This is a genomic window from Streptomyces sp. NPDC001137 (genome assembly GCF_040298885.1).
Lineage (GTDB): Bacteria > Actinomycetota > Actinomycetes > Streptomycetales > Streptomycetaceae > Streptomyces.
The window spans coordinates 125649-148239 of the sequence record NZ_JBEPBA010000015.1 but is presented as its reverse complement, the minus strand read 5'-3'; the positions used below and the strand labels follow the sequence as shown (position 1 = coordinate 148239).

Sequence of the window (22591 nt, the reverse complement as noted above, 5' to 3'; positions counted from 1 at the left end):
CCATGACGGAGAACGTCAGCATCATCAAGCTCACGGCCGCCGAGACCGCCGCGAAGATCGCCTCCGGCGAGCTCACGGCCGTCCAGGTCGCCGAGGCCCACCTGGCCCGTATCGAGGCCGTCGACGAGAAGGTGCACGCCTTCCTGCACGTCGACCGCGAGGGTGCCCTGGCCCAGGCCCGTGCCGTCGACGAGAAGCGGGAGCGGGGCGAGAAGCTCGGCCCCCTCGCCGGTGTCCCGCTCGCGCTCAAGGACATCTTCACCACCGAGGGCGTCCCGACGACCGTCGGTTCGAAGATCCTCGAGGGCTGGATCCCGCCGTACGACGCGACCCTCACCAAGAAGCTGAAGGCCGCCGACGTCGTCATCCTCGGCAAGACCAACATGGACGAGTTCGCCATGGGGTCCAGCACCGAGAACAGCGCGTACGGCCCGACCGGCAACCCGTGGGACCTGACCAGGATCCCCGGTGGCTCCGGCGGTGGGTCGAGTGCCGCGCTCGCCTCCTTCCAGGCGCCCCTCGCCATCGGCACCGACACCGGCGGTTCCATCCGCCAGCCGGCCGCCGTCACCGGCACGGTGGGCGTGAAGCCGACGTACGGGGCGGTCTCCCGCTACGGCATGGTCGCCTTCTCCTCCTCCCTCGACCAGGGTGGTCCCTGCGCCCGTACGGTCCTGGACGCGGCGCTGCTGCACGAGGTCATCGCCGGGCACGACCCGCTGGACTCCACGTCCATCGACGCGCCGGTCCCGCCGGTCGTCGAGGCCGCCCGCAACGGCAGCGTCGAGGGCATGCGCGTCGGCGTCGTCAAGCAGTTCCGCGGCGAGGGCTACCAGGCCGGCGTCATCCAGCGGTTCGACGAGTCCGTCGCGCTGCTGAAGGAACTGGGCGCCGAGATCGTCGAGCTGGACTGCCCCAGCTTCGACCTCGCGCTGTCGGCGTACTACCTGATCGCGCCGAGCGAGTGTTCCTCGAACCTCGCCCGCTTCGACGGTCTGCGCTACGGCCTGCGCTCCGGCGACGACGGCACGCACTCCGCCGAGGAGGTCACCTCCCTCACCCGCGCCGAAGGCTTCGGCCCCGAGGTGAAGCGCCGCATCATGCTCGGCACGTACGCCCTGTCCAGCGGCTACTACGACGCCTACTACGGCTCCGCCCAGAAGGTCCGCACGCTCATCACGCGCGACTTCGAGAAGGCCTTCGAGCAGGTCGACGTGATCGTCTCGCCGACGACCCCGACCACCGCCTTCGCCATCGGCGAGCGCATCGACGACCCGCTGGCGATGTACCTCAACGACCTCTGCACCATCCCGACCAACCTGGCGGGCAACGCGGCCATGTCGCTGCCCTGCGGTCTGGCCCCGGAGGACAACCTCCCGGTCGGTCTGCAGATCATCGCCCCGGCGCTGAAGGACGACCGTCTTTACAAGGTCGGCGCAGCCGTCGAGGCCGCCTTCGTGGAAAGGTGGGGGCACCCGCTCCTCGAGGAGGCTCCGTCGCTGTGACCAAGGCACTGACCAAGGCCAAGGACTTCAAGAAGTCCAAGTCCGGTACGTACGTGTCCATCGCCACCACCGCCTTCGGCGCGTTCGGTGTCGCCAAGCGGATCAAGAAGGCCAAGGCCGAACAGGACACCCTGCGGCTGATCGACGCGACGGTCGCCGCCGTCGGCATCGTCACCGGCCTCGCCATCCTGTACCGCGAGCTGAAGCGGCTGGGCGACGACGACGTCCTGCTGGGCTGAGAGGGAAGTTTCACCGTGACCACCACGACCGACCTGGTGTCGTACGAGGACGCTCTCGCGTCGTACGACCCCGTCATGGGCCTCGAGGTCCATGTCGAACTCGGCACCAAGACCAAGATGTTCTGCGGCTGTTCGACCGAGCTCGGTCAGGACGCGAACACGCAGACCTGTCCCACCTGCCTCGGCCTGCCCGGCTCGCTCCCGGTCGTCAACGCGACCGGCGTCGAGTCGGCGATCAAGATCGGTCTCGCGCTGAACTGCGAGATCGCCGAGTGGTGCCGTTTCGCCCGGAAGAACTACTTCTATCCGGACATGCCGAAGAACTTCCAGACCTCCCAGTACGACGAGCCGATCGCCTTCAACGGCTACCTCGACGTACAGCTGGAGGACGGCGAGACCTTCCGCGTGGAGATCGAGCGCGCCCACATGGAGGAGGACACCGGCAAGTCGACCCATGTGGGCGGCGCGACCGGCCGTATCCACGGCGCCTCGCACTCGCTGCTCGACTACAACCGGGCCGGCATCCCGCTGATCGAGATCGTCACCAAGCCGATCGTCGGCGCGGGCGACCGTGCCCCCGAGGTGGCGAAGGCGTACGTCCGTGAGCTGCGCGAGGTCATCAGGGCGCTCGGCGTGTCGGAAGCCCGTATGGAAATGGGGCAGATGCGCTGTGACGTGAACCTCTCGCTGATGCCCAAGGGCAGCGAGAAGTTCGGCACGCGCTCCGAGACGAAGAACGTCAACTCGCTGCGGTCCGTGGAGCGTGCGGCCCGTTTCGAGATCCAGCGGCACGCGGCCGTGCTGAGCAGCGGCGGCACGATCGTCCAGGAGACCCGCCACTTCCACGAGGACACCGGGTCGACGACCTCGGGCAGGGTGAAGGAAGAGGCCGAGGACTACCGGTACTTCCCCGAGCCGGACCTCGTGCCGGTGGCCCCCTCGCGCGAGTGGGTCGAGGAGATCCGGGCGGCCCTTCCCGAGCTGCCGCTGGCCCGCCGCACCCGGCTGCTCGCCGAGTGGGGCATCTCCGCCACCGACATGCAGGCGATCCTCAACGCCGGTGCGCTGGACCCGATCGTCGCGACGATCGACGCCGGTGCCGACGCGGCCTCCGCCCGCAAGTGGTGGATGGGTGAACTGGCCCGCAGCGCCAACGAGTCGGGCACCTCGCTCGACGAGCTGGCGATCACGCCGGAGCAGGTCGCCCGGGTCACCGCGCTGGTCAACTCCGGTGATCTGAACGACAAGCTGGCCCGCCAGGTCATCGAAGGCGTTCTCGCGGGCGAGGGCACCCCGGACGAGGTCGTCGACAAGCGCGGTCTGAAGGTCGTCTCCGACGACTCGGCGCTGGGTACGGCGGTCGACGAGGCCATCGCCGGCAACCCGGGCATCGCCGACAAGATCCGCGGTGGCAAGGTGGCCGCGGCCGGCGCCCTGGTCGGCGCGGTCATGAAGGCGACCCGCGGTCAGGCCGACGCGGCCCGCGTCAAGGAGCTGATCCTTCAGAAGCTGGGCGTCAGCGAGGGCTGAGCACGCGACCAGGGGGCTGCGCCGGCGTACCGGCGCAGCCCCCCGGCCATGTCAGCTCACAGCCGGCGACCCACGATCCGTGCGAAGCCGAGCAGATGCCCGACGTCGGCGTGCATGAGGTCCACGGACCAGCGCGCCATGTCCGCCATGAACGCGCTGGGGCTCTCCTCGGCGCACACCTCGCTCCACAGCAGCCAGTCGCGCCAGCCGTCCTCGAGCCAGTCGGCCGTCTCGACCTCCACGGCCCCGCTGCGGGTCCACAGGCGGCGCCACCAGGCGGGGGTGTGGAACGCCCAGAAGCCGGGGTCCTTCTCCCAGTACTCCTTCAGGTGCTCCGGCGGCTCGTCGCCCTCCGGTTCCTGCCGGAGTGCCGGTACGACGATCCCGATCCGTCCGCCCGGCTTCAACAGCCGGGTGAGCGTGGGCAGATACAGGTCGTTGGTGCCGAAGTACTGGTACGCGTCGACGGACACGATCGCGTCGAACGTGCCCTGGCCGAAGGGCAGGTCGTGGGCCTCGGCGTACACGGGCAGCACGCGGTCGGCGACGCCCGCCTCGGCGATGCGTACGGCGTTGTCGTCGGGCTTCACCCACAGGTCGGCCGCGGTGACCTGGACGTCGTACTCCCTGGCGAGGAAGACGGACGTCATCGCGCGGCCGCAGCCCAGATCGAGGACGCGGGCGCCGGGGCGCAGCTCCTCCAGGCCGAGCGCGGGGGCCAGCCACTCCAGCAGCCACAGCGCGTGCGGGCCCATCTGGTTCTCGATGGTCCAGCGGGCGTCGTAGCGGTTGCTGCGGGCCCATCGGGGGTGGGTGAGGCGGTCAGTCAGGTCGTCGTTCGTGGTCCTGGTGTCGGACATCGGTGAACGGGCTCCTTGTGATCTTCGTAGTGGAAGTCGATGCGTAGGAGCTCGGTCGGACCTTCAAACAATGCACCCGCTTCGGTCGTCGGCGAGGAGCCGGGGACTGTCGACGGGCGGAAGCTAGCAGCCCTCGTGGGCGCCCCGCATCCGGTTTCCCAGCGGGACGCGCTACGCTCGCCCGCCATGAGTGGACGCGGTGATTCCGAGATACCGGACCTCGCGGATCCTGCCGAGGTCGCGCGGCGGGCCCGTTGGACGGCGGCCGGGACCGGGGCGCTGCTGGCCCTCGCGGGGCTGGCCGCGTCGGTGCTGAGAGCCACCGGGTCCGCTCCGGCGCTGGTGCCGGGCGCCTACGCCCTCGGCGCCCTCGTGTGCGCGCTGGCCGCGGTGCTGGGCTCCCGGGGGCATACCCGGCGGGCGCTGTGGCTGCTGATCATCGGGGCGATGGTGATGGCGCTGGGGGACCAGTTCGACTGAGGTGACAGAGTTCTCGTTACTGTCCTGTGATCTGGCTCCCACTCGTGTGAATAACTCCACGAATGGCATAAACGATCACTTCTGCCTGCAAGAGTGGTCTTCGCATTGCTCATGCGTTCTTTGCGGGCTGTTCATCTTGTGAACGACTGTTCCCGGTCAAAGATCCACAAATCCACCTGGGAGCACGTTCGTGGCAGCCCTTGCACGCTGGTGTGTTCGGCACCGCCTCGTCGCGGTACTGCTGTGGCTTCTGGCCTTCGGCGGGGTGAGCGCGGCCGCCGCCGTCACCGGCTCGGCGTACTCGAACGACTACGAGGCTCCCGGCACCGAGTCCGGCCGGGCCATGCAACTGCTGCAGGACGGCTTCCCGGGGTTCGGCGGTGACACCGACACCGTTGTCTGGCACACCACCTCCGGCACCGTCCGGGCCGCCGACGTCGAGCAGACGATGACCGAGACCCTGGACAAGATCGCGGACCTGCCCGGCATCGCCTCCGTCAGCGGCCCCTACGACGGCCAGGGCGCGGGCCGGATCAGCGCCGACGGGCACACCGCGTACGCCACGGTCACCTTCGAGGACCGGGCCGAGGACATCAAGAAGCCCGAGGCCGAGGCCGTCGTCCGCACGGCCGAGGCGGCCCGGGCCGACGGTCTCCAGGTCGAACTCGGCGGCAGCGCCATCGGGCTCACCGAGTCGGCGGGCGGACATCTGGCCGAGGTGGTCGGCGTGGTCGTCGCCGCCGCCGTCCTCTTCCTCGCCTTCGGCTCGCTCGCCGCCTCGATGCTGCCCATCGCGACCGCGCTGGTCGGCGTCGGCACCGCGTACGGCGCGATCGTGCTGCTCGGGCACGCCATGACCGTCGCCGACTTCGCGCCCATGCTCGGCATGCTGATCGGACTCGGCGTCGGCATCGACTACGCGCTGTTCATCGTCACCAGACACCGACGCGGACTCAAACGCGGGCTGTCCGTCACCGAGGCGGTCACCGGCGCGGTGGCAACCACGGGACGCGCCGTGGTCTTCGCGGGTGCCACCGTTTGCATCGCCCTGCTGGGGATGCTGATCCTCAGACTGAGCTTCCTCAACGGCGTCGCGATCGCCGCCTCGCTGACCGTCGTCCTGACGGTCGCGGCCTCCGTCACCCTGCTGCCCGCCCTGCTGTCCTTCATAGGCCCGCGCGCCCTGAGCCGGCGTGAGCGGCGCCATCTGGAGGAGCACGGGCCGCAGCCGGAGCTGCCCACCGGCTTCGCCCACCGCTGGTCGGCGTTCGTGGAACGCCACCCCAAGGTGCTCGGCATCGTCGCGCTCGTCGTCATGACCGTCCTGGCGCTGCCCACCCTCTCCCTCCACCTGGGCACCTCCGACCAGGGCAACGACCCGAAGACATCCACCACCAGGCAGGCGTACGACCGCCTCGCCGACGGTTTCGGGCCCGGTGTCAACGGCCCGCTGACCGTGGTGACGCGCGTCGACGGCGCCGAGGACAAGCTCGCCCTCGACAACCTCGACGCCACCATCCGCACCACCGAGGGTGTCGCCTCGGTGACTCCGGTGACCTACAACACCGGCGGCGACACCGCGTACTTCACGATCGTCCCCGAGTCGGCGCCCCAGTCGCAGAAGACCAGCGACCTCGTCGACCGGCTGCGCACCGAGGTGCTGCCGCGCGCAGAGACCGGCACCTCGCTCGATCTGCACGTCGGCGGTGTGACGGCGAGTTACGACGACTTCGCCGCCGTCATCGTCGGCAAGCTGCCCCTGTTCGTGGGCGTCGTCATCGGCCTGGGCTGTCTGCTCCTGCTGCTCGCCTTCCGGTCCATCGGCATCCCGGTGAAGGCCGCCGCGATGAACGTCGCCGCCGTCGCCGCCGCCTTCGGAATCGTCGTCGCGATCTTCCAGTGGGGCTGGGGCAGCGAACTGCTGGGCCTCGGCCGCGCGGGCCCCATCGAGCCCTTCCTCCCCGTGATCATGGTGTCCGTCCTCTTCGGGCTGTCCATGGACTACCAGGTCTTCCTGGTCAGCCGGATGTACGAGGAGTGGCTGGAGACCGGCGACAACCGGCGCGCCGTCCGCGTCGGGCTCGCCGAGACCAGCCGGGTGATCAACTCGGCCGCGGTCATCATGATCTCGGTCTTCCTCGCCTTCGTGCTCAGCGGAGACCGCGTGATCGCCATGTTCGGCATCGCGCTCGCCTCCGCGGTCGCCCTCGACGCCTTCGTGCTGCGCACCCTCTTGGTACCGGCCCTCATGCACATGCTCGGCGGCGCCAACTGGTGGCTGCCCCGCTGGCTCGACCAGCGCCTGCCCCGCATCAGCATCGAACCGCCGGAAGCCCGCGCGGCCCATGAGAGGCTGGCCGCGGCGACGGACGCCGAGGTGGCGGACGTACTGGCGAAGGGGCAGGACGAGGATGTACGCGATACCTCTGGGTGACGGTGCCGAACTGCGTCCCCTGGAGCCGTGGCACGCCGAGGAGTTCCTGGCGCATCTGGAGCGCGGACGGGACTTCATCGGGCAGTTCATCGCCTTCGGCTCGAAGGCCGTCGACGTGCCCTCCGCACGCGAGGTGCTCCAGCGGTACGCCGACATGCGCGCCGCCGACACCGGCTCGCTCCACGGCATCTGGCTGGATGGAAAGCTCGTGGGTGGCGTGCTCACACTGCACTTCGACGCGGAGACCGGCAACGCCGAGGTCGGCTGCTGGCTGGAGCCCGCGGCGACGGGCCGCGGACTGGTCACCCGCGCGATGCGGGTGCTCATCGACTGGGCGGTCGAGGAGCGCGGCATCCACCGCATCGAATGGGTCGCGGCCTCGGGAAACGTACCCAGTCTGAACGTCGCCCGGCGTCTCGGAATGACCCGCGACGGTGTACGGCGCCAGGCACACCCCTATGGTGGGGTGCGGCACGACCTCGAGGTGTGGTCGATCCTCGCCCCGGAGTGGCGCGAAGCACGCGCGCGTGCCGAACACAACGATCATTGACGATCCGCAAGAAGAGGCCTCCGCGATCGCCCCGACGATCATTAAGAGACCTCTCAGACAGCGTCCGTACGGTGCGAGGTATGGGAACCACCAAGACTGATGACGAGGCCGGCACGACCGAGGCCACCGAAGTGAAGACCGACGAGCAGACGGTGGACGCCACCGCCGCCGAGGAGACCCCCGAGGAGGCGACCGCCGAGGCAGACCTTGTCGAGAGCGACCGCGCGAGCGACGAGGAAGGTCCCTCCGGCGTCGGCCAGGGCGCGGGCGCCGTCGTCTCCGCCGGGCTCGGCATCGTCTCGCTGACGGGCAGCTGGATCGGCACGGTGGCCGCCGCGCGCGAGACGCTCGTGGGCCAGCTGCAGACCTCGCAGACCGCGACGGTCGCCAAGCAGGTCAAGGAGGTCTACGGCGACGCCTGGCAGACCAGCGCCCTGTGGGGCGGACTGTTCGCGCTCCTCGCGCTGGTCGTCGGTGTCGTGGTGCTCGCCCGGCCCGCCTTCGGCGCCCCCGGCAGGCCCCAGCCGGCCTGGATCAAGTCGGTCGCCTGGGGCGGTGTCGCGCTCGGCGTCATCGGCCTGCTGCTGGCCGTCCTGAAGTACACCGACGTCCTGCTCGGCCTGCCGTCGACCAGCTGAACCACCACCGCATCACCGCAGGTCCTGAGGGGTCTTAGGGCATCCGTGAGTACCTTACGGAGCTCCTGAGGCCCCTCACGCACATCTAAGGCCCCCGGTGGGCCCGAAGATGCGGAACTCTCCCGATGTGGCGCACCCCCCTTGGAGACGAAGGTTGAGGCATCGCAGCAAGCGAAGCCCGAAAACCACCACTCACAAGGGACACACCATGTACGAGTACGAGATCTCCCAGCTCCGCTCCGCCGAACTGATCCGCGAGGCCGAGCAGGAGCGGCTGGCCCGCGCCGTCGTCCGCGGCCGCCGCGCCGCCCGCCACGAGGCCACCCGCCACGCCGCCGAGGACGAAAGCCATAGCCGGGGTCTTCGCCGGCTACGCTCCGCCCGCGCGGCGTGAGCGCGGTCAAGCTCCGGGAGGGCGGGCGCGAAGAGCCGGCCCTCCCGGCGTTCGAGGACAAGGCCCCTCCAGGGCCGGAGCGGGAGTCCGGGGGCGGCAGCCCCCGGACGAAAACCGTTCCCGCGCTGTCGGACCCGCGTGCGATGCTCGGCTTCGTGGAGACCAGGTCCGTAAGCCCCGTGTTCGTCGGCCGAACAGAAGAACTCGACACGCTGAACGACGCCCTCGCCCAAGCCGCCGCAGGCACCCCCCAGGCCCTCCTGATCGGCGGCGAGGCCGGGGTCGGCAAGACCCGGCTGGTCGAGGAGTTCGCCACCGCGGCCTGCCGTCAGGGCGCCGTCGTCGCGCTCGGCGGCTGTGTGGAGATCGGCGCCGACGGGCTGCCCTTCGCACCCTTCTCCACCGCCCTGCGCGCCCTGCGCCGCGAACTGCCCGACCAGCTCGCCGCCGCGGCCGCCGGCCAGGAGGAGGAGCTCACCCGGCTCCTGCCCGAACTGGGCGAAACCTCCGGAGGGCGGCACGACGAGGAGGGCATGGCCCGCCTCTTCGAACTCACCGCCCGCGTCCTGGAACGCGTCGCCGCCGACCGGACCGTCGTCGTCGCCCTCGAAGACCTCCACTGGGCCGACGCCTCCACCCGCCACCTCCTCGCCTATCTCTTCCGCACCCTGCGCACCGGCCGCCTGGTCGTCCTCGCCACCTACCGCGCCGACGACATCCACCGCCGTCACCCGCTGCGCCCCCTGCTCGCGGAACTCGACCGGCTGCGCACCGTCCGCCGCGTCGAACTCGGCCGCTTCAACCGGGAGGAGGTCGGCCGCCAGATCGCCGGCATCCTCGCCGCCGAACCGGACCCCGCCCAGATCGACGACATCTTCGAACGCTCCGACGGCAACGCCTTCTTCGTCGAGGAACTCGCCGTCTGCGCCAGCGAGGGCTGCGGCACCGGCCTCACCGACTCCCTCCGCGACCTGCTCCTGGTCCGTGTCGAGGGCCTGCCCGAGATCGCGCAGCGGGTCGCCCGGATCGTCGCCGAGGGCGGCTCCACCGTCGAGTACCCGCTGCTCGCCGCCGTGGCCCAGCTCGCCGAGGACGACCTCATCGAAGCGCTGCGGGCCGCCGTGAACGCCAACATCCTGCTGGCCACGACCGCCGGCGACGGCTACCGCTTCCGCCACTCGCTGGTCCGCGAGGCCGTCAGCGACGACCTGCTGCCCGGCGAGCGCTCCCGCCTCAACCGCCGCTACGCCGAGGCCCTGGAGGCCGACCCGACGCTCGTCCCCGCCGACCAGCGTGTCATGCGCCTGGCCAGCTACTGGTACCACGCCCACAATGCGGCCAAGGCCCTGCCCGCCGTCCTGGACGCCTCCGTCGAGGCCCGCTGCCGCCACGCCTACAGCGAGCAACTGCGGCTCCTGGAACGGGCGATGGAGCTGTGGGACACCGCCCCCGAGGACGTACGGGACCGGCTGCGCCCCATCGACTACACCGAGGTCTACCCGCCCTGCGGCTGCGACCCGGCCACCACACCCCTGCGCTACATGGACCTGATGGCCGAGGCCGCGGTCGCCGGCCGGCTGTCCGGGGAACGCGAACGCGCCCTGCAGATCACCAAGCGGGCCCTGCATCTGCTGGAGGAGGAGGGCGACCCCCTGCGCGCCGCCTGGTTCTGGGTCCAGCGCTCCCGTCTCGTACAGGCTCTCGCCCGAGGCGACGGCTGGAAGGAACTCGGCACCGCCCAGGAGCTGGTCCGCGGACTGCCGCCCTCCGAGGTGCACGCCGAGGTGCTCTCCACCGCCGCCAACTGGTCGATGCTCCACGAACCCGGCCCCGACGCCCTCTCCTCCGCCGAGCGTGCCGTCGAGTACGCCCGCATGGTCGGCGCCCGCGAGACCGAGCTCAACGCCCGCCTCACCTACGGCGGCCTGATGGTCGACGCGGGTTCCGTCGAGGCGGGCCTCGCCGAGATGTACGAGGTCAAGGACCGGGCCCTGGAGGAAGGCGTCTCGTACGTCGCCGGTCGCGCCTACGTCAATCTCGCCTCCGAACTGGACGCGGTCGGCCGCACCCGCGAAGCCGTTCCCCTCCTCCAGGAAGGCCTCGTCTACACCAGGAAGTTCGGCCAGTTGGACTCCGAGGCCTGGGTGTGGGCCAACCTCTCCGAGGCGCTCTACTCCCTGGGCCGCTGGGACGAGGCCGCCGACGCGGCGGCCGGCGCCCTGCGCGTGGGACACGGCGCCAAGCCCCGGGGCGGCGGCGCCAGCTGCCTCGCCCACGTCGCCCTCGGCCGTGGTGACCTGCCCGAGGCCGCCCGTCAACTCGCCGCTGCCCGCGGCTACTTGGGTACGCACGATCCCATGCCTCAGCACACCCTGCTCCTCTCCCGCATCGAGATCGGCGTGGCCGCCGGTGAGGGCCGCCTCCTCGACGCCCGGGCCGAACTGGCCCGCGCCCTGGTTTCCGACATACCGCCCGGCACCCAGCGCTACGGCTGGCCGCTGCTGCTCGCCGCCGCCACCGCCGAGGCCGACGCCCGGGCCCTGCCCGCGGCGGCCCAGGGCCGCGCCGACGCCCTGGAACGGCTCCGCGAGGCCGTCAAGAAGACCACCACCGACACCCCCATCTGGCTCGCCCACGAGCAGTGGGTCCGCGCCGAACTCGCCCGCGCCGAGGGCCGCGACACCACCGACACCTGGTCGGACGTGGTCACCTCCTTCGAAGCCCTGGACCGCCCCTACGACCTCGCCCGTGTCCGCCACCGGCTGGCCGAGGCCCTTCTCGCCTCGGGCGGCGACGACGAGCGCGACCGCGCCACCGAACTGCTGCGCCTGGCCCACGCCGTGGCCGACCACCTCGGCGCCCGCCCCCTTGCCGACGCCGTCGCCCTGCTCGCCCAGCGGGGCCGCCTCGCCCTCAAGCGCGTCCCGGACCCTCGGCCCGCCGACCCGGCGGAGGCGCTCGGCCTCACCGGACGGGAACGCGACGTCCTGCGCCTGGTCGCCGCCGGCCGCACCAACCGCCAGATCGCCGAGGAACTCTTCATCTCCCCGAAGACCGCCAGCGTCCATGTGTCGAACATTCTGGGGAAGCTGGGCGTCTCAGGAAGAGGAGAGGCGGCGGCGGTGGCGCATCGACGGGGACTCTTCCCGCCGGGGGACGGCGACCGCCTGATCGCCGGATGACGGAGCAGCTGAAGGGAAAGCGATGTTCAACGTCTTCGAGGAACTCTTCGCACCCGGCCGCAAACACACCCGAGACGAGAAGAAGAGGCTGGAACTGACCCGCGAGGACGTCGGCGACAACGACCCCGGACGCGGGCCGATAGACCTCGAGTCCGGGAAGGTCGTCGTACGGCCGCCCCGGCAGGAGGAAGAGACGGACGCCGCCGAGGAGTGATCCCTCAGCGGACCTGCAGCTCCAGTATTCGGTCGTCGCCGGACTTCGGGTCTCCCCGGCCGTCCGTGTTGCTCGTCGTCAGCCACAGCCTGTCGCCGCCGGCCGAGACCACGGTCCGAAGGCGGCCGTACTCGCCCCGCAGGAAGGGTTGCGGATCGGCCGAGGCCGCCGTGCCCTTCAGGGGGATGCGCCACAGGCGCTGCCCCTTGAGACCCGCCATCCAGATCGAGCCCTCGGCGTAGGCGATGCCGCTGGGCGAGGCGTCGTCCGTGTGCCACTGGGCTATCGGGTTGTGGTACTCGGAGTCGGACGACCTGCCCTCGGCGTCCGGCCAGCCGTAGTTGCCGCCAGGCTTGATCGCGTTCAGCTCGTCCCAGGTGTCCTGGCCGAACTCCGAGGCGAACAGGCGCTGTTCGGGGTCCCAGGCCAGGCCCTGAACGTTGCGGTGACCGTAGGTGTAGACGGGGGAGTCGGGGAAGGGGTTGCCGGGAGCCGGGTCGCCCTCCGGGGTCAGACGGAGGATCTTGCCGCCCAGCGACTTCTTGTCCTGGGCCAGGCCCCGGTTTCCGCTCTCGCCCGTGCCCGCGTACAGCATCCTGTCCGGGCCGAAGGCGATCCGGCCGCCGTTGTGGATGTAGCCCCTGGGGATGCCCTTGAAGATGGTGTCCGGCGCGCCCAGCTGTTCGCCGGCCGGCTTCTGCGCGTCGTACAGCAGGCGGACGATGCGGTTGTCCGAGGCCGAGGTGAAGTACGCGTAGATCATGTGGTCCGCGGCGTAGTCCGGGGAGAGCGCGATGCCGAGGAGGCCGCCCTCTCCGGCGGGGGAGACCCCGGACACCTTGCCCAGCTCGGTCTTCCTGCCGGTCTTCTCGTCGACCTTCGTGATCGTCCCCTCGTCACGGGAGGAGACGAGCAGGCCCCCGCCGGGCAGCCGGGCGAGGCCCCACGGGGTCTTCAGCCCTGTGGCGACCGTACGCAGCACCTTGACGGAGCCCTTGGCGGGCGGGGCCTTTTCGGCGGCCTGCCGCGACGGGGACGCGCTCGCGGGCGTGCTGCTGCCGGGCCCCGTACCGTCACCGCCTGACCCTCCGCCGGAGGAACAGCCCGCTGTCAGCAGGAGCGCGGTCGTGGCCAGCACGGCCGGCACAGCTCGTCGTAGCACGGTCTTGGTCCCTTCGGGCGGCGGTCCAGCGGCAGGTTCTACTTGTCTTACACCGCTCGCGTCCCGCAGGTTCCCGGTCCACGGATCCCCACCGTCGGGTTCAGTCCCAGGATCCCCGCGCGCCCGGCAGTTCCGCCAGTTCGGTCAGGTCCTGCGGGGTCAGCCGGAGGGCTGCGGATGCGGCGTTCTCCGTTGCCCAGCGTTCGTGTTTGGTGCCCGGGACCGGGACCACGTGCCGTCCCTGGGCCAGCACCCAGGCCAGGGCCACCTGGGCGGGCGTGACCTCGTCGCCGTGCCGGGCGGCGACCCGGCGCAGGCCGGCCACGATCGGCTGGTTCGCGGCCATCATCTCCGCGGTGAAACGGGGGTGGCGGGCACGCACGTCGTCCGGTTCGAAGCCCTGGCCCGGGGTGAGCGTGCCGGTCAGGAAGCCGTTGCCGAGCGGCATCGCGGCCAGGAAGCCGACATCACGCGCCTCGCACCACGGCAGCAGCGACTCCAGTGCCTCCGGCGACCACACCGACAGCTCGGCCTCCACCGCGCTCACCGGGAACACCTGCTGGACGCGCTGGAGCTGCCTGATCGTCGCGTCGTGCAGTCGGCCGCCGGTGCGCCGGCCGCCGCGGGCGCCCACCGCGCACAGGCCCAACGCCCGTACCTTTCCGGCCCGGACGAGCTCCGCCATCGCGCCCCACGTCTCCTCGACCGGGACCTCCGGATCCTCGCGGTGCAGCTGGTAGAGGTCGATGACGTCCGTCTGCAGGCGCCTCAGGGACGCGTCGCAGGCGCGCTTCACATAGCCGGGGCGGCCGTTGGCCACGATGTGCTGCTCGCCCACCAGCAGGCCGACCTTCGTCGACACGAAGGCGTCCTGGCGGCGCTCCTTCAACACCCGCCCCAGCAGCAGCTCGTTGGTGAACGGGCCGTACATGTCGGCCGTGTCCAGGAGCGTCGAACCCGCGTCCAGCGCCCGGTGCACCGCCCTGAGCGAGGCGTCGCCCCGCTGCCGCGACCCGCTGTACGCCCAGCTCATCGGCATGCACCCGAGTCCGACGGCCCCCACCGCGAGTGCCCCCGCGCCGATCGTCCTGCGCTCCACCTGCTCGTGACCCTCCCTCTCCTGGTCCCCCAACCTAACCTCTGCGCTGCCGTGGCCCTGACATAGCCTCCTGACATGACTGCTGACGTGTGGCTCCCCATCCCGCCCGACACCATCGAGGGGCTTCCCGAAGGCCCCGAGTACCGTTTCTGGGACGGCGCCGACGACTTCCCCGGGGACCCTGCCGACTGCGTCTACTACGTCGTTCCCTACATGAAGCCCGGTGACGTGGGCGTACGTCCCCTCCCCGCGTTGAGCGGCGTGCAGGTCGTACAGACCCTGTCGGCCGGCATCGACAGCCTGGAGCCGGGGCTGAAGCACCTGCGTCCCGGCGTGCAGGTGTGCAACGCGCGCGGGGTGCACGAGGCGAGCACCGCGGAACTCGCGCTCACACTGATCCTCGCTTCGCTGCGAGGCGTCCCCGACTTCGTGCGGGCTCAGGGCCGCGGGGAGTGGCTCGGCGGATTCCGGCCCGCGCTGGCCGACAAGAACGTCCTCATCGTCGGATACGGGTCGATCGGCTCCGCCATCGAGGACCGGCTCGTTCCGTTCGAGGTGGCGCGGGTGGCGCGCGTCGCGCGCTCTGAGCGCACCACGGCGCGCGGCCCGGTGCATCCGCTCACCGATCTGCCCGCCCTGCTGCCACAAGCGGATGTCGTCGTCCTCGTCACGCCCCTCACCGAGGCCACCCGCGGCCTCGCCGGCGCCGACTTCCTCGCGCGCATGAAGGACGGCGCGCTCCTCGTGAACGTCTCCCGCGGCCCCGTCGTCGACACCAAGGCCCTGCTCGCCGAGGTGGAGTCCGGCCGTATCACCGCAGCCCTCGACGTCACGGACCCGGAGCCGCTGCCCCGCGAACACCCCCTGTGGCGTGCCCCGGGAGTCCTCATCAGCCCCCATGTCGGCGGCCCCACGTCCGCGTTTCTGCCCCGCGCCAAGCGACTGCTGGTGGACCAGTTGACCCGTTTCGTGAACCGGGAGCCGCTGCGCAACGTGATCCTTACGACAGGCGCAAGCGGCGCGTGACCCCGACGGCTTGAGCGTCCCGTGCGCGCCCCGCGCGAGGGACGCAACGGGAGTGCAATCCGTTTCCGGTACCCTCCGCAACCCTGCGGACGCGGTCCGTGCTCACATTCCCGCTGGTCGTCACGGAGCGTAGAGGAACTATGTCCCTGAGTGACGAGACTGGTGTATCGTCCCGAGCAGGGGCTGCGCCGCACCGTTCGGCGCCGGGGATGGAAATTCAGACTGTGAGGGGGGCGACGGGCGATGCACGGCCTATGGGCGAGCGATCCGACGCGACGGGGCCGCCGGAGGCGACTCTGGCGTACGGCCGCGCGCAGACGCGGTCACCACGGCAGTCACGGCTGCCGGCACAGCCATCACCACCGCAGGCACAGCCGCCGGGGGCATGCGCACCCAGCGCACCGGGAGCTGCGGGACCTGGGAGCGATGCGGACCGGGTGGGCCCGGTGAGCTCGCCCCCGCCCCCCACGACCACCCTCGGCACAGCGGTGCGGGTACAGCCCTCGCCGAGGACGCTGCTGCCCCGTCCGCCGGCCGCCGGCCGCGGACCCGGTCTGGTCCCGCAACTCGTGCTGGCCCTGGTCTGCGCGGGATACGCCGTCGGTTCCGCGTTCGGCTGGGGTTCGGACGAACTCTCGCTGATCATGGGTGACTTCGGACTGAGCGCCGCGGCCGGCACCGCCGCCGTGTCGCTGTTCCTGTACGCCCGCAGCCGCCGTGTCCGCTTTCGACCCGCCTGGCTGCTGTTCGCCCTCTCCTCCGCCATGGCCGCCCTGGGCAACGCGGTCTGGGGGTGGTACGAGGTCGTCCTCGCCGAGCAGGTCCCCAGTCCCAGCTATGCCGACCTGTTCTTCCTGTGCTTCGCGCCGCCCGCGATCGTGGGACTCCTGGTGCTCGCCAAGCGGCCGGTGACCAAGGCCGGCTGGGTGTGCCTCGCGCTCGACGCCTGGCTGATCGGCGGCTCGCTGCTCACGCTGTCGTGGAGCCTCGCGCTCGCCCAGGCGGCCAAGTTCGACGGGCCGAGCGTCGCGCACACCGCGCTGTCGCTCGCCTATCCGCTGATGGACATCGTCCTGGTCAGCATGGTGCTCGCGCTGCACTTCAGGCGCTCCGCGGTGAACCGCACGGCGGTCAACACCGCCATCGGCGCGCTGGCGCTGACGGTGATGTGCGACGCCCTGTTCACCTCGCCGCTGCTGCACAACAGCTACCACTCGGGCCAGTTGCTCGACGCGGGCTGGTTCGCCGGCTCCCTGCTCCTGGCGTACGCCCCCTGGGCCGCGCCCCGGCCGGGCCAGCAGTCCGAGTCCGACCGGTGCGACCTCGACGGGCACACGCGCGTGGTGCACGAACACGTGCCGGGCCAGCGGGGTGGCGCGCACCAGCACCACCCGGCACCACAGGGAGGCGATCACGGCCGGTATCCGGGCGCCCGGCCCATCGCCGGCTCCCTGGCCGCCCTCACGCCCTATCTCGCCGCTGCCGTGTGCACGCTCGGGATCCTCTACACGGTGCTGAACGGCCACCGGGTCGACCGCGTGGTGCTCCTCACCGGTGGCACGGTGGTGCTCGCCCTCGTGGTGCGCCAGGGCATCATGCTGCTCGACAACATCACCCTCACCCAGGAACTGGCGCAGAAGGAGAACCACTTCCGCTCCCTGGTGCAGGGCTCCAGCGACGTCATCATGATCGCCGCGCCCAACGGCATCCTCCGCTATGTCTCCCCGGCCGCCGCCGGGGTCTACGGACGGCCCGCCGAGGACCTCGTGGGTACGGAACTGGCCAATCTCATCCACCCGGAGGACCTGGGCTGCGTGGTGCACGAGGTGCGCCGCTTCCTCGCCGCCAGCCCGTCCGAGGAACCCACTACGCGCATCGAGTGCCGCTTCCGGTCCGGCGACGGCGGCTGGCTCAACGTCGAGTCCACGGTCAACCGCCACCACGGCGGCCTCATCTTCAACAGCCGGGACGTGACCGAAAGAGTGCGCCTGCAGGCACAGCTGCAGCACAACGCCGAGCACGACCCGCTCACCGACCTGCCCAACCGGGCCCTGTTCACCAAGCGCGTCCAGCAGGCCCTCTCCGGCCGCCGGGCCGCCGACCGGGTGTCCCTGCGGGGTACGGCCGTCCTCTTCATCGACCTCGACGGCTTCAAGGCCGTCAACGACACGATCGGGCACCAGGCCGGGGACGAGCTGCTCGTCCAGGCCGCCCGCAGACTCCAGGACGCGGTCCGGCACGGGGACACCGCCTCCCGGCTCGGCGGTGACGAGTTCGCGGCCCTCATCGTCGGGGACGGCACCCGGGACCGCTCCGCGCGCGAACGGCACATCCTGGAGCTCGCCGACCGCCTCAGGATCACGCTCTCGCAGCCGTACCTCATCGACGGCAACGATGTCCGGGTGGCGGCCTCCATCGGCGTCGCCTTCGCCGAGCCCGGCCTCGGTGCGGGCGAGCTGCTGCGCAACGCCGACCTCGCCATGTACCGCGCCAAGGCGGCCGGCAAGGGCCGCGTCGAGCTGTACGCCCCGCAGATGCAGCAGGACGTCGTACGCAAGGCGGAGCTGGCCACCCGGCTGCGTGCCGCACTGCACGACGGCGAGTTCGCGCTGCTGCACCAGCCCGTGGTCTGTCTGGAGGACGGCCGGATCACGTCGGTCGAGGCACAGGCGCGCTGGCGGTCCTCGCAGGGGGTGCTGTTCACCCCCGCCGAGTTCCTGCGGGTCGCCGAGGACAGTGACAAGACCGCCGAGCTCGGCCGCTGGATGCTGGAGGAGGCCGTGGAGCAGGCCGCCGAGCGCACCGGCACGGGGCTGTCCGTGCCCGTCGCGGTGCCGATGAGCGCCCGGCGGCTGCTCGACCGTTCGATGCCGCTCGGCTCCATCGAGGCGCTGCTGACCCGGCACGGGCTGCCGTCCGGCTCCCTGGTGATCGAGCTGTCCGACACCGACCCCCGGGTCTCCCTGGACGAGCTGGAGCGACGCCTGGCCGCCCTGCGCAGGCTCGGCGTGCGGATCGCCCTGGACGGCTTCGGCAGCGGCTATGCGGCGATCACGGCGCTGCGCAGACTCCCCGTCGACGTGCTGAAACTCGACCGCAGCCTGGTCGAGGGCGTCGTCGAGTCCGCGCGGCTGCACAAGATCACCAGTGGGCTGCTGCGGATCGCGACCGACCTCGGGCTGCAGTCCGTGGCCGACGGCGTGGACCTGCCCGAACAGGTCGTGGCGCTGCGCGCGATGGGGTGCACGCACGGGCAGGGCATGGCGTTCTCCGGTCCGCTGGACGAGGTCCGGGTGCGCCGGGCGCTGTCTTCCGGCCACTATCCGGTACCGCACGGCCCGATCGAGCCCGCGTTCGCGGGCGGCGGCGCAGGGGTGTACACCAGTGGTGTGCCCGCTGTTCTGGGAGGCGGAAGTGCCCTCCGCTCACATAATGAGACTCCCGTCCCACCCACTTGACACGTGGTGCGTGCCGGGGGGAGGGTCTGTGCCATGCGCACCCGAATTCTCGTACTTGGAAAGCGCGTCGGCTGAGCTGGCGATGTCCGGACGGACCCGGAACTCCCAGCGACCACACCCGGCGCGCTCCCCTCGCTTGCCTTACGGCACGAGGGGTTTTTTGTTGCACAGGCACCAGTCATGCAGCACTTGAACACTGTACAAACCTCGCAAAAACCCTCAGCATCGAGAAGAGACTGACGATGACCGAGCAGGCCACCGGGGCCCATCCGCAGCCGCGGCCCCGATCCGGAGGACAGCAGTCCGCACCCGAGCACGTCACGGGTGCGAAGTCCCTCATCCGCTCTCTCGAGGAGGTCGGGGCCGACACGGTATTCGGCATTCCCGGCGGTGCGATCCTTCCCGCGTACGACCCGATGATGGACTCCACGCGGGTGCGCCACGTCCTGGTCCGCCACGAGCAGGGGGCCGGCCACGCGGCGACGGGTTACGCGCAGGCCACCGGCAAGGTCGGTGTCTGCATGGCGACCTCAGGGCCGGGCGCCACCAACCTGGTGACCCCGATCGCCGACGCGCACATGGACTCGGTGCCGCTCGTGGCGATCACCGGGCAGGTCGCGTCCAAGGCGATCGGCACGGACGCCTTCCAGGAGGCGGACATCGTCGGCATCACGATGCCGATCACCAAGCACAACTTCCTGGTCACCAAGGCGGAGGACATCCCGCGGGTGATCGCGCAGGCCTTCCACATCGCCTCCACCGGCCGTCCCGGCCCGGTCCTGGTCGACATCGCGAAGGACGCGCTGCAGGCGCAGACGACCTTCTCCTGGCCGCCCGTCATGGACCTGCCCGGCTACCGCCCGGTGACCAAGCCGCACGCCAAGCAGATCCGCGAGGCCGCGAAGCTGATCACCTCCGCCAAGCGGCCCGTCCTCTACGTCGGCGGCGGTGTCATCAAGGCACACGCCACCGCCGAGCTCAAGGTTCTCGCCGAGCTCACCGGAGCGCCCGTCACCACCACCCTGATGGCGCTCGGCGCATTCCCCGACAGCCACCCGCTGCACGTGGGAATGCCGGGCATGCACGGTGCGGTCACCGCCGTCACCGCGCTGCAGAAGGCCGACCTGATCGTCGCCCTCGGAGCCCGCTTCGACGACCGCGTCACCGGGAAGCTGGACAGCTTCGCCCCGTACGCCAAGATCGTCCACGCCGACATCGACCCGGCCGAGATCGGCAAGAACCGCGCCGCGGACGTGCCGATCGTCGGGGACGCGCGCGAGGTCCTCGCCGACCTGATCCAGGCCGTCCAGAAGGAGCACAGCGAGGGCCACCAGGGCGACTACAGCGCCTGGTGGAAGGACCTCAGCCGCTGGCGCGAGACGTACCCGCTGGGCTACGAGCACCCCGAGAACGGCCAGCTGTCGCCGCAGCAGGTCATCCAGCGCATCGGAGAGCTCGCACCGGAGGGCACGATCTTCGCCGCGGGCGTGGGCCAGCATCAGATGTGGGCCGCGCACTACATCCAGTACGAGAAGCCCGCGACCTGGCTGAACTCCGGCGGCGCCGGAACGATGGGCTACGCGGTCCCGGCCGCGATGGGTGCCAAGGCCGGCGCCCCGGACCAGACGGTCTGGGCGATCGACGGCGACGGCTGCTTCCAGATGACCAATCAGGAGCTCACCACCTGCGCCCTGAACAACATCCCGATCAAGGTCGCCATCATCAACAACGGTGCCCTCGGGATGGTCCGCCAGTGGCAGACCCTCTTCTACAACCAGCGCTACTCCAACACCGTGCTGCACTCCGGCCCGGAGGCGGACGGCAAGCAGCCGAGCGCCGGCACCCGCGTCCCCGACTTCGTGAAGCTGTCGGAGGCCATGGGCTGCTACGCGATCCGCTGCGAGGACCCCGCCGACCTCGACAAGGTCATCGAAGAGGCGAACTCCATCAACGACCGCCCCGTCGTCATCGACTTCATCGTCCACGAGGACGCGATGGTGTGGCCGATGGTCGCCGCCGGCACCTCGAACGACACCATCATGGCCGCCCGGGACGTCCGCCCCGACTTCGGCGACAACGAAGACGACTGAGCGAGAGAGACGCAACCAGACCATGTCCAAGCACACGCTCTCCGTCCTGGTGGAGAACACCCCGGGCATCCTGGCCCGGATCGCCGCCCTGTTCTCCCGCCGCGGCTTCAATATCGACTCGCTCGCGGTCGGCGTCACCGAGCACCCCGACATCTCCCGCATCACCATCGTGGTGAACGTCGAGGACCTGCCGCTGGAGCAGGTGACCAAGCAGCTCAACAAGCTGGTCAACGTGCTGAAGATCGTCGAGCTGGAGCCGGCCCAGGCCGTCCAGCGCGAACTCGTCCTGGTGAAGGTGCGCGCCGACAACGAGACGCGCTCCCAGATCGTCGAGATCGTCCAGCTGTTCCGCGCCAAGACCGTCGACGTCTCCCCGGAGGCCGTCACCATCGAGGCCACCGGCAGCAGCGACAAGCTGTCCGCCATGCTCAAGATGCTGGAGCCGTACGGCATCAAGGAGCTCGTCCAGTCCGGCACCATCGCGATCGGCCGGGGCGCCCGCTCGATCACGGACCGGTCGCTGCGCGCGCTCGACCGGTCGGCGTAACGACGCATTGGGGCGGCCGGGTGACACCGGCCGCCCGTATTCCGAGACCCCGAAACTTCACTTCCGCCCGTCGTCATACGGTGGGACGCACAACCTGCACTCAAGGAGAGAACCCAAAGTGGCCGAGCTGTTCTACGACGCCGACGCCGACCTGTCCATCATCCAGGGCCGCAAGGTCGCGGTCATCGGTTACGGCAGCCAGGGCCACGCCCACGCGCTGTCGCTCCGTGACTCGGGTGTCGACGTCCGTGTCGGTCTGCACGAGGGCTCCAAGTCCAAGGCCAAGGCCGAGGAGCAGGGCCTGCGCGTGGTGACGCCGTCCGAGGCCGCCGCCGAGGCCGACGTCATCATGATCCTGGTGCCGGACCCGATCCAGGCCCAGGTCTACGAGGAGTCCATCAAGGACAACCTCAAGGACGGGGACGCGCTGTTCTTCGGCCACGGCCTGAACATCCGCTTCGACTTCATCAAGCCCCCGGCCAACGTGGACGTCTGCATGGTCGCCCCGAAGGGCCCGGGCCACCTGGTGCGCCGTCAGTACGAGGAGGGCCGCGGCGTTCCGTGCATCGCGGCCGTCGAGCAGGACGCGACCGGCAACGCCTTCGCGCTCGCGCTGTCGTACGCCAAGGGCATCGGCGGCACCCGCGCCGGCGTCATCAAGACGACCTTCACCGAGGAGACCGAGACCGACCTCTTCGGTGAGCAGGCGGTTCTCTGTGGTGGCACGGCCGCGCTGGTGAAGGCCGGTTTCGAGACGCTGACCGAGGCCGGCTACCAGCCGGAGATCGCGTACTTCGAGTGCCTGCACGAGCTGAAGCTGATCGTGGACCTCATGTACGAGGGCGGCCTGGAGAAGATGCGCTGGTCGATCTCCGAGACCGCCGAGTGGGGCGACTACGTCACCGGCCCGCGGATCATCACCGACGCCACCAAGGCCGAGATGAAGAAGGTCCTCGCCGAGATCCAGGACGGCACCTTCGCGCGTGAGTGGATGGCCGAGTACCACGGCGGTCTGAAGAAGTACAACGAGTACAAGACGGCCGACTCCGAGCACCTGTTGGAGACCACCGGCAAGCAGCTGCGCAAGCTGATGAGCTGGGTCGACGAGGAGGCGTAAGCCTCATGGCGACGGGGCCGGAGCGGACTGCTCCGGCCCCCTTGTCCAGACCGTCCACTCACGGAC

The 22591-nt window shown here is 70.6% G+C and carries 18 protein-coding genes; 15 read left to right on the top strand and 3 right to left on the bottom strand.

Features of this window, described 5'->3' with window-relative positions; translation table 11 throughout:
• Positions 1–2 precede the first annotated feature (2 nt).
• From gatA to gatB, 3 genes are read left to right on the top strand one after another with little or no spacing between them, the layout of a single operon-like run.
• On the top strand, positions 3–1505 hold the full coding sequence (gatA, locus tag ABT254_RS27950) for an Asp-tRNA(Asn)/Glu-tRNA(Gln) amidotransferase subunit GatA (protein ID WP_351475573.1): 1503 nt from the start codon (positions 3–5) through the stop codon (positions 1503–1505).
• Positions 1502–1744, top strand: a complete 243-nt coding sequence (locus ABT254_RS27945; RefSeq protein WP_030942833.1) for a hypothetical protein — start codon at positions 1502–1504, stop codon at positions 1742–1744. The genes gatA and ABT254_RS27945 overlap by 4 nt, the downstream gene beginning before the upstream one ends.
• A gap of 15 nt (positions 1745–1759) precedes the next feature.
• Positions 1760–3274 (top strand): Asp-tRNA(Asn)/Glu-tRNA(Gln) amidotransferase subunit GatB, encoded by a 1515-nt coding sequence (gene gatB / locus ABT254_RS27940; protein ID WP_351475571.1) that lies wholly within the window; start codon positions 1760–1762, stop codon positions 3272–3274.
• A gap of 56 nt (positions 3275–3330) precedes the next feature.
• On the opposite strand, the gene ABT254_RS27935 is transcribed toward gatB, so the two are convergent.
• A complete protein-coding gene (locus tag ABT254_RS27935; RefSeq protein WP_351475568.1) occupies positions 3331–4134 on the bottom strand; it encodes an SAM-dependent methyltransferase in 804 nt (267 codons plus the stop codon).
• A gap of 186 nt (positions 4135–4320) precedes the next feature.
• Here ABT254_RS27935 and ABT254_RS27930 point away from each other — a divergent pair, with 186 nt between their 5' ends.
• The 7 genes from ABT254_RS27930 to ABT254_RS27900 all read left to right on the top strand — a co-directional run bounded on the left by ABT254_RS27930 (position 4321) and on the right by ABT254_RS27900 (position 12026).
• A complete protein-coding gene (locus ABT254_RS27930) occupies positions 4321–4614 on the top strand; it encodes a hypothetical protein (protein ID WP_351475565.1) in 294 nt (97 codons plus the stop codon).
• A 190-nt stretch (positions 4615–4804) separates the two neighbouring features.
• Positions 4805–7048: an MMPL family transporter gene (locus ABT254_RS27925; protein ID WP_351475562.1), complete on the top strand. Its 2244-nt coding sequence runs from the start codon at positions 4805–4807 to the stop codon at positions 7046–7048.
• On the top strand, positions 7026–7598 hold the full coding sequence (locus ABT254_RS27920; protein WP_351475559.1) for a GNAT family N-acetyltransferase: 573 nt from the start codon (positions 7026–7028) through the stop codon (positions 7596–7598). Before ABT254_RS27925 ends, ABT254_RS27920 begins: the two co-directional genes overlap by 23 nt.
• Before the next feature lie 80 nt (positions 7599–7678).
• Complete coding sequence (locus ABT254_RS27915; RefSeq protein WP_351475557.1) at positions 7679–8236, top strand: hypothetical protein; 558 nt, start codon at positions 7679–7681, stop codon at positions 8234–8236.
• A gap of 208 nt (positions 8237–8444) precedes the next feature.
• On the top strand, positions 8445–8630 hold the full coding sequence (locus ABT254_RS27910) for a hypothetical protein (protein WP_351475554.1): 186 nt from the start codon (positions 8445–8447) through the stop codon (positions 8628–8630).
• Between the two features lie 143 nt (positions 8631–8773).
• A complete protein-coding gene (locus ABT254_RS27905) occupies positions 8774–11812 on the top strand; it encodes a helix-turn-helix transcriptional regulator (protein WP_351475803.1) in 3039 nt (1012 codons plus the stop codon).
• Between the two features lie 22 nt (positions 11813–11834).
• Positions 11835–12026, top strand: a complete 192-nt coding sequence (locus ABT254_RS27900; protein ID WP_351475551.1) for a DUF6191 domain-containing protein — start codon at positions 11835–11837, stop codon at positions 12024–12026.
• Positions 12027–12030: 4 nt separating this feature from the next.
• Here ABT254_RS27900 and ABT254_RS27895 read toward each other — a convergent pair whose 3' ends face one another.
• Both ABT254_RS27895 and ABT254_RS27890 read right to left on the bottom strand, forming a co-directional pair.
• Positions 12031–13173, bottom strand: a complete 1143-nt coding sequence (locus tag ABT254_RS27895; RefSeq protein ID WP_351475800.1) for a PQQ-dependent sugar dehydrogenase — start codon at positions 13171–13173, stop codon at positions 12031–12033.
• A gap of 115 nt (positions 13174–13288) precedes the next feature.
• Positions 13289–14287: an aldo/keto reductase gene (locus tag ABT254_RS27890; RefSeq protein WP_351475548.1), complete on the bottom strand. Its 999-nt coding sequence runs from the start codon at positions 14285–14287 to the stop codon at positions 13289–13291.
• 75 nt (positions 14288–14362) lie between these two features.
• On the opposite strand from ABT254_RS27890, the gene ABT254_RS27885 reads away from it, so the two are divergent.
• The 5 genes from ABT254_RS27885 to ilvC all read left to right on the top strand — a co-directional run bounded on the left by ABT254_RS27885 (position 14363) and on the right by ilvC (position 22525).
• Positions 14363–15313 carry a 2-hydroxyacid dehydrogenase gene (locus tag ABT254_RS27885; protein ID WP_351475545.1) on the top strand — a complete coding sequence of 317 codons (951 nt, stop codon included), beginning with the start codon at positions 14363–14365 and terminating at the stop codon, positions 15311–15313.
• A 446-nt stretch (positions 15314–15759) separates the two neighbouring features.
• Positions 15760–18771, top strand: coding sequence for an EAL domain-containing protein (locus ABT254_RS27880; protein WP_351475542.1), 3012 nt, complete (start codon positions 15760–15762; stop codon positions 18769–18771).
• Between the two features lie 236 nt (positions 18772–19007).
• Positions 19008–20861 (top strand): acetolactate synthase large subunit, encoded by a 1854-nt coding sequence (locus ABT254_RS27875; RefSeq protein WP_351475797.1) that lies wholly within the window; start codon positions 19008–19010, stop codon positions 20859–20861.
• 22 nt (positions 20862–20883) lie between these two features.
• Positions 20884–21408: an acetolactate synthase small subunit gene (ilvN, locus tag ABT254_RS27870; RefSeq protein ID WP_059128941.1), complete on the top strand. Its 525-nt coding sequence runs from the start codon at positions 20884–20886 to the stop codon at positions 21406–21408.
• Positions 21409–21526: 118 nt separating this feature from the next.
• A complete protein-coding gene (ilvC, locus tag ABT254_RS27865) occupies positions 21527–22525 on the top strand; it encodes a ketol-acid reductoisomerase (protein ID WP_030942878.1) in 999 nt (332 codons plus the stop codon).
• The last annotated feature ends 66 nt before the right edge of the window (positions 22526–22591 follow it).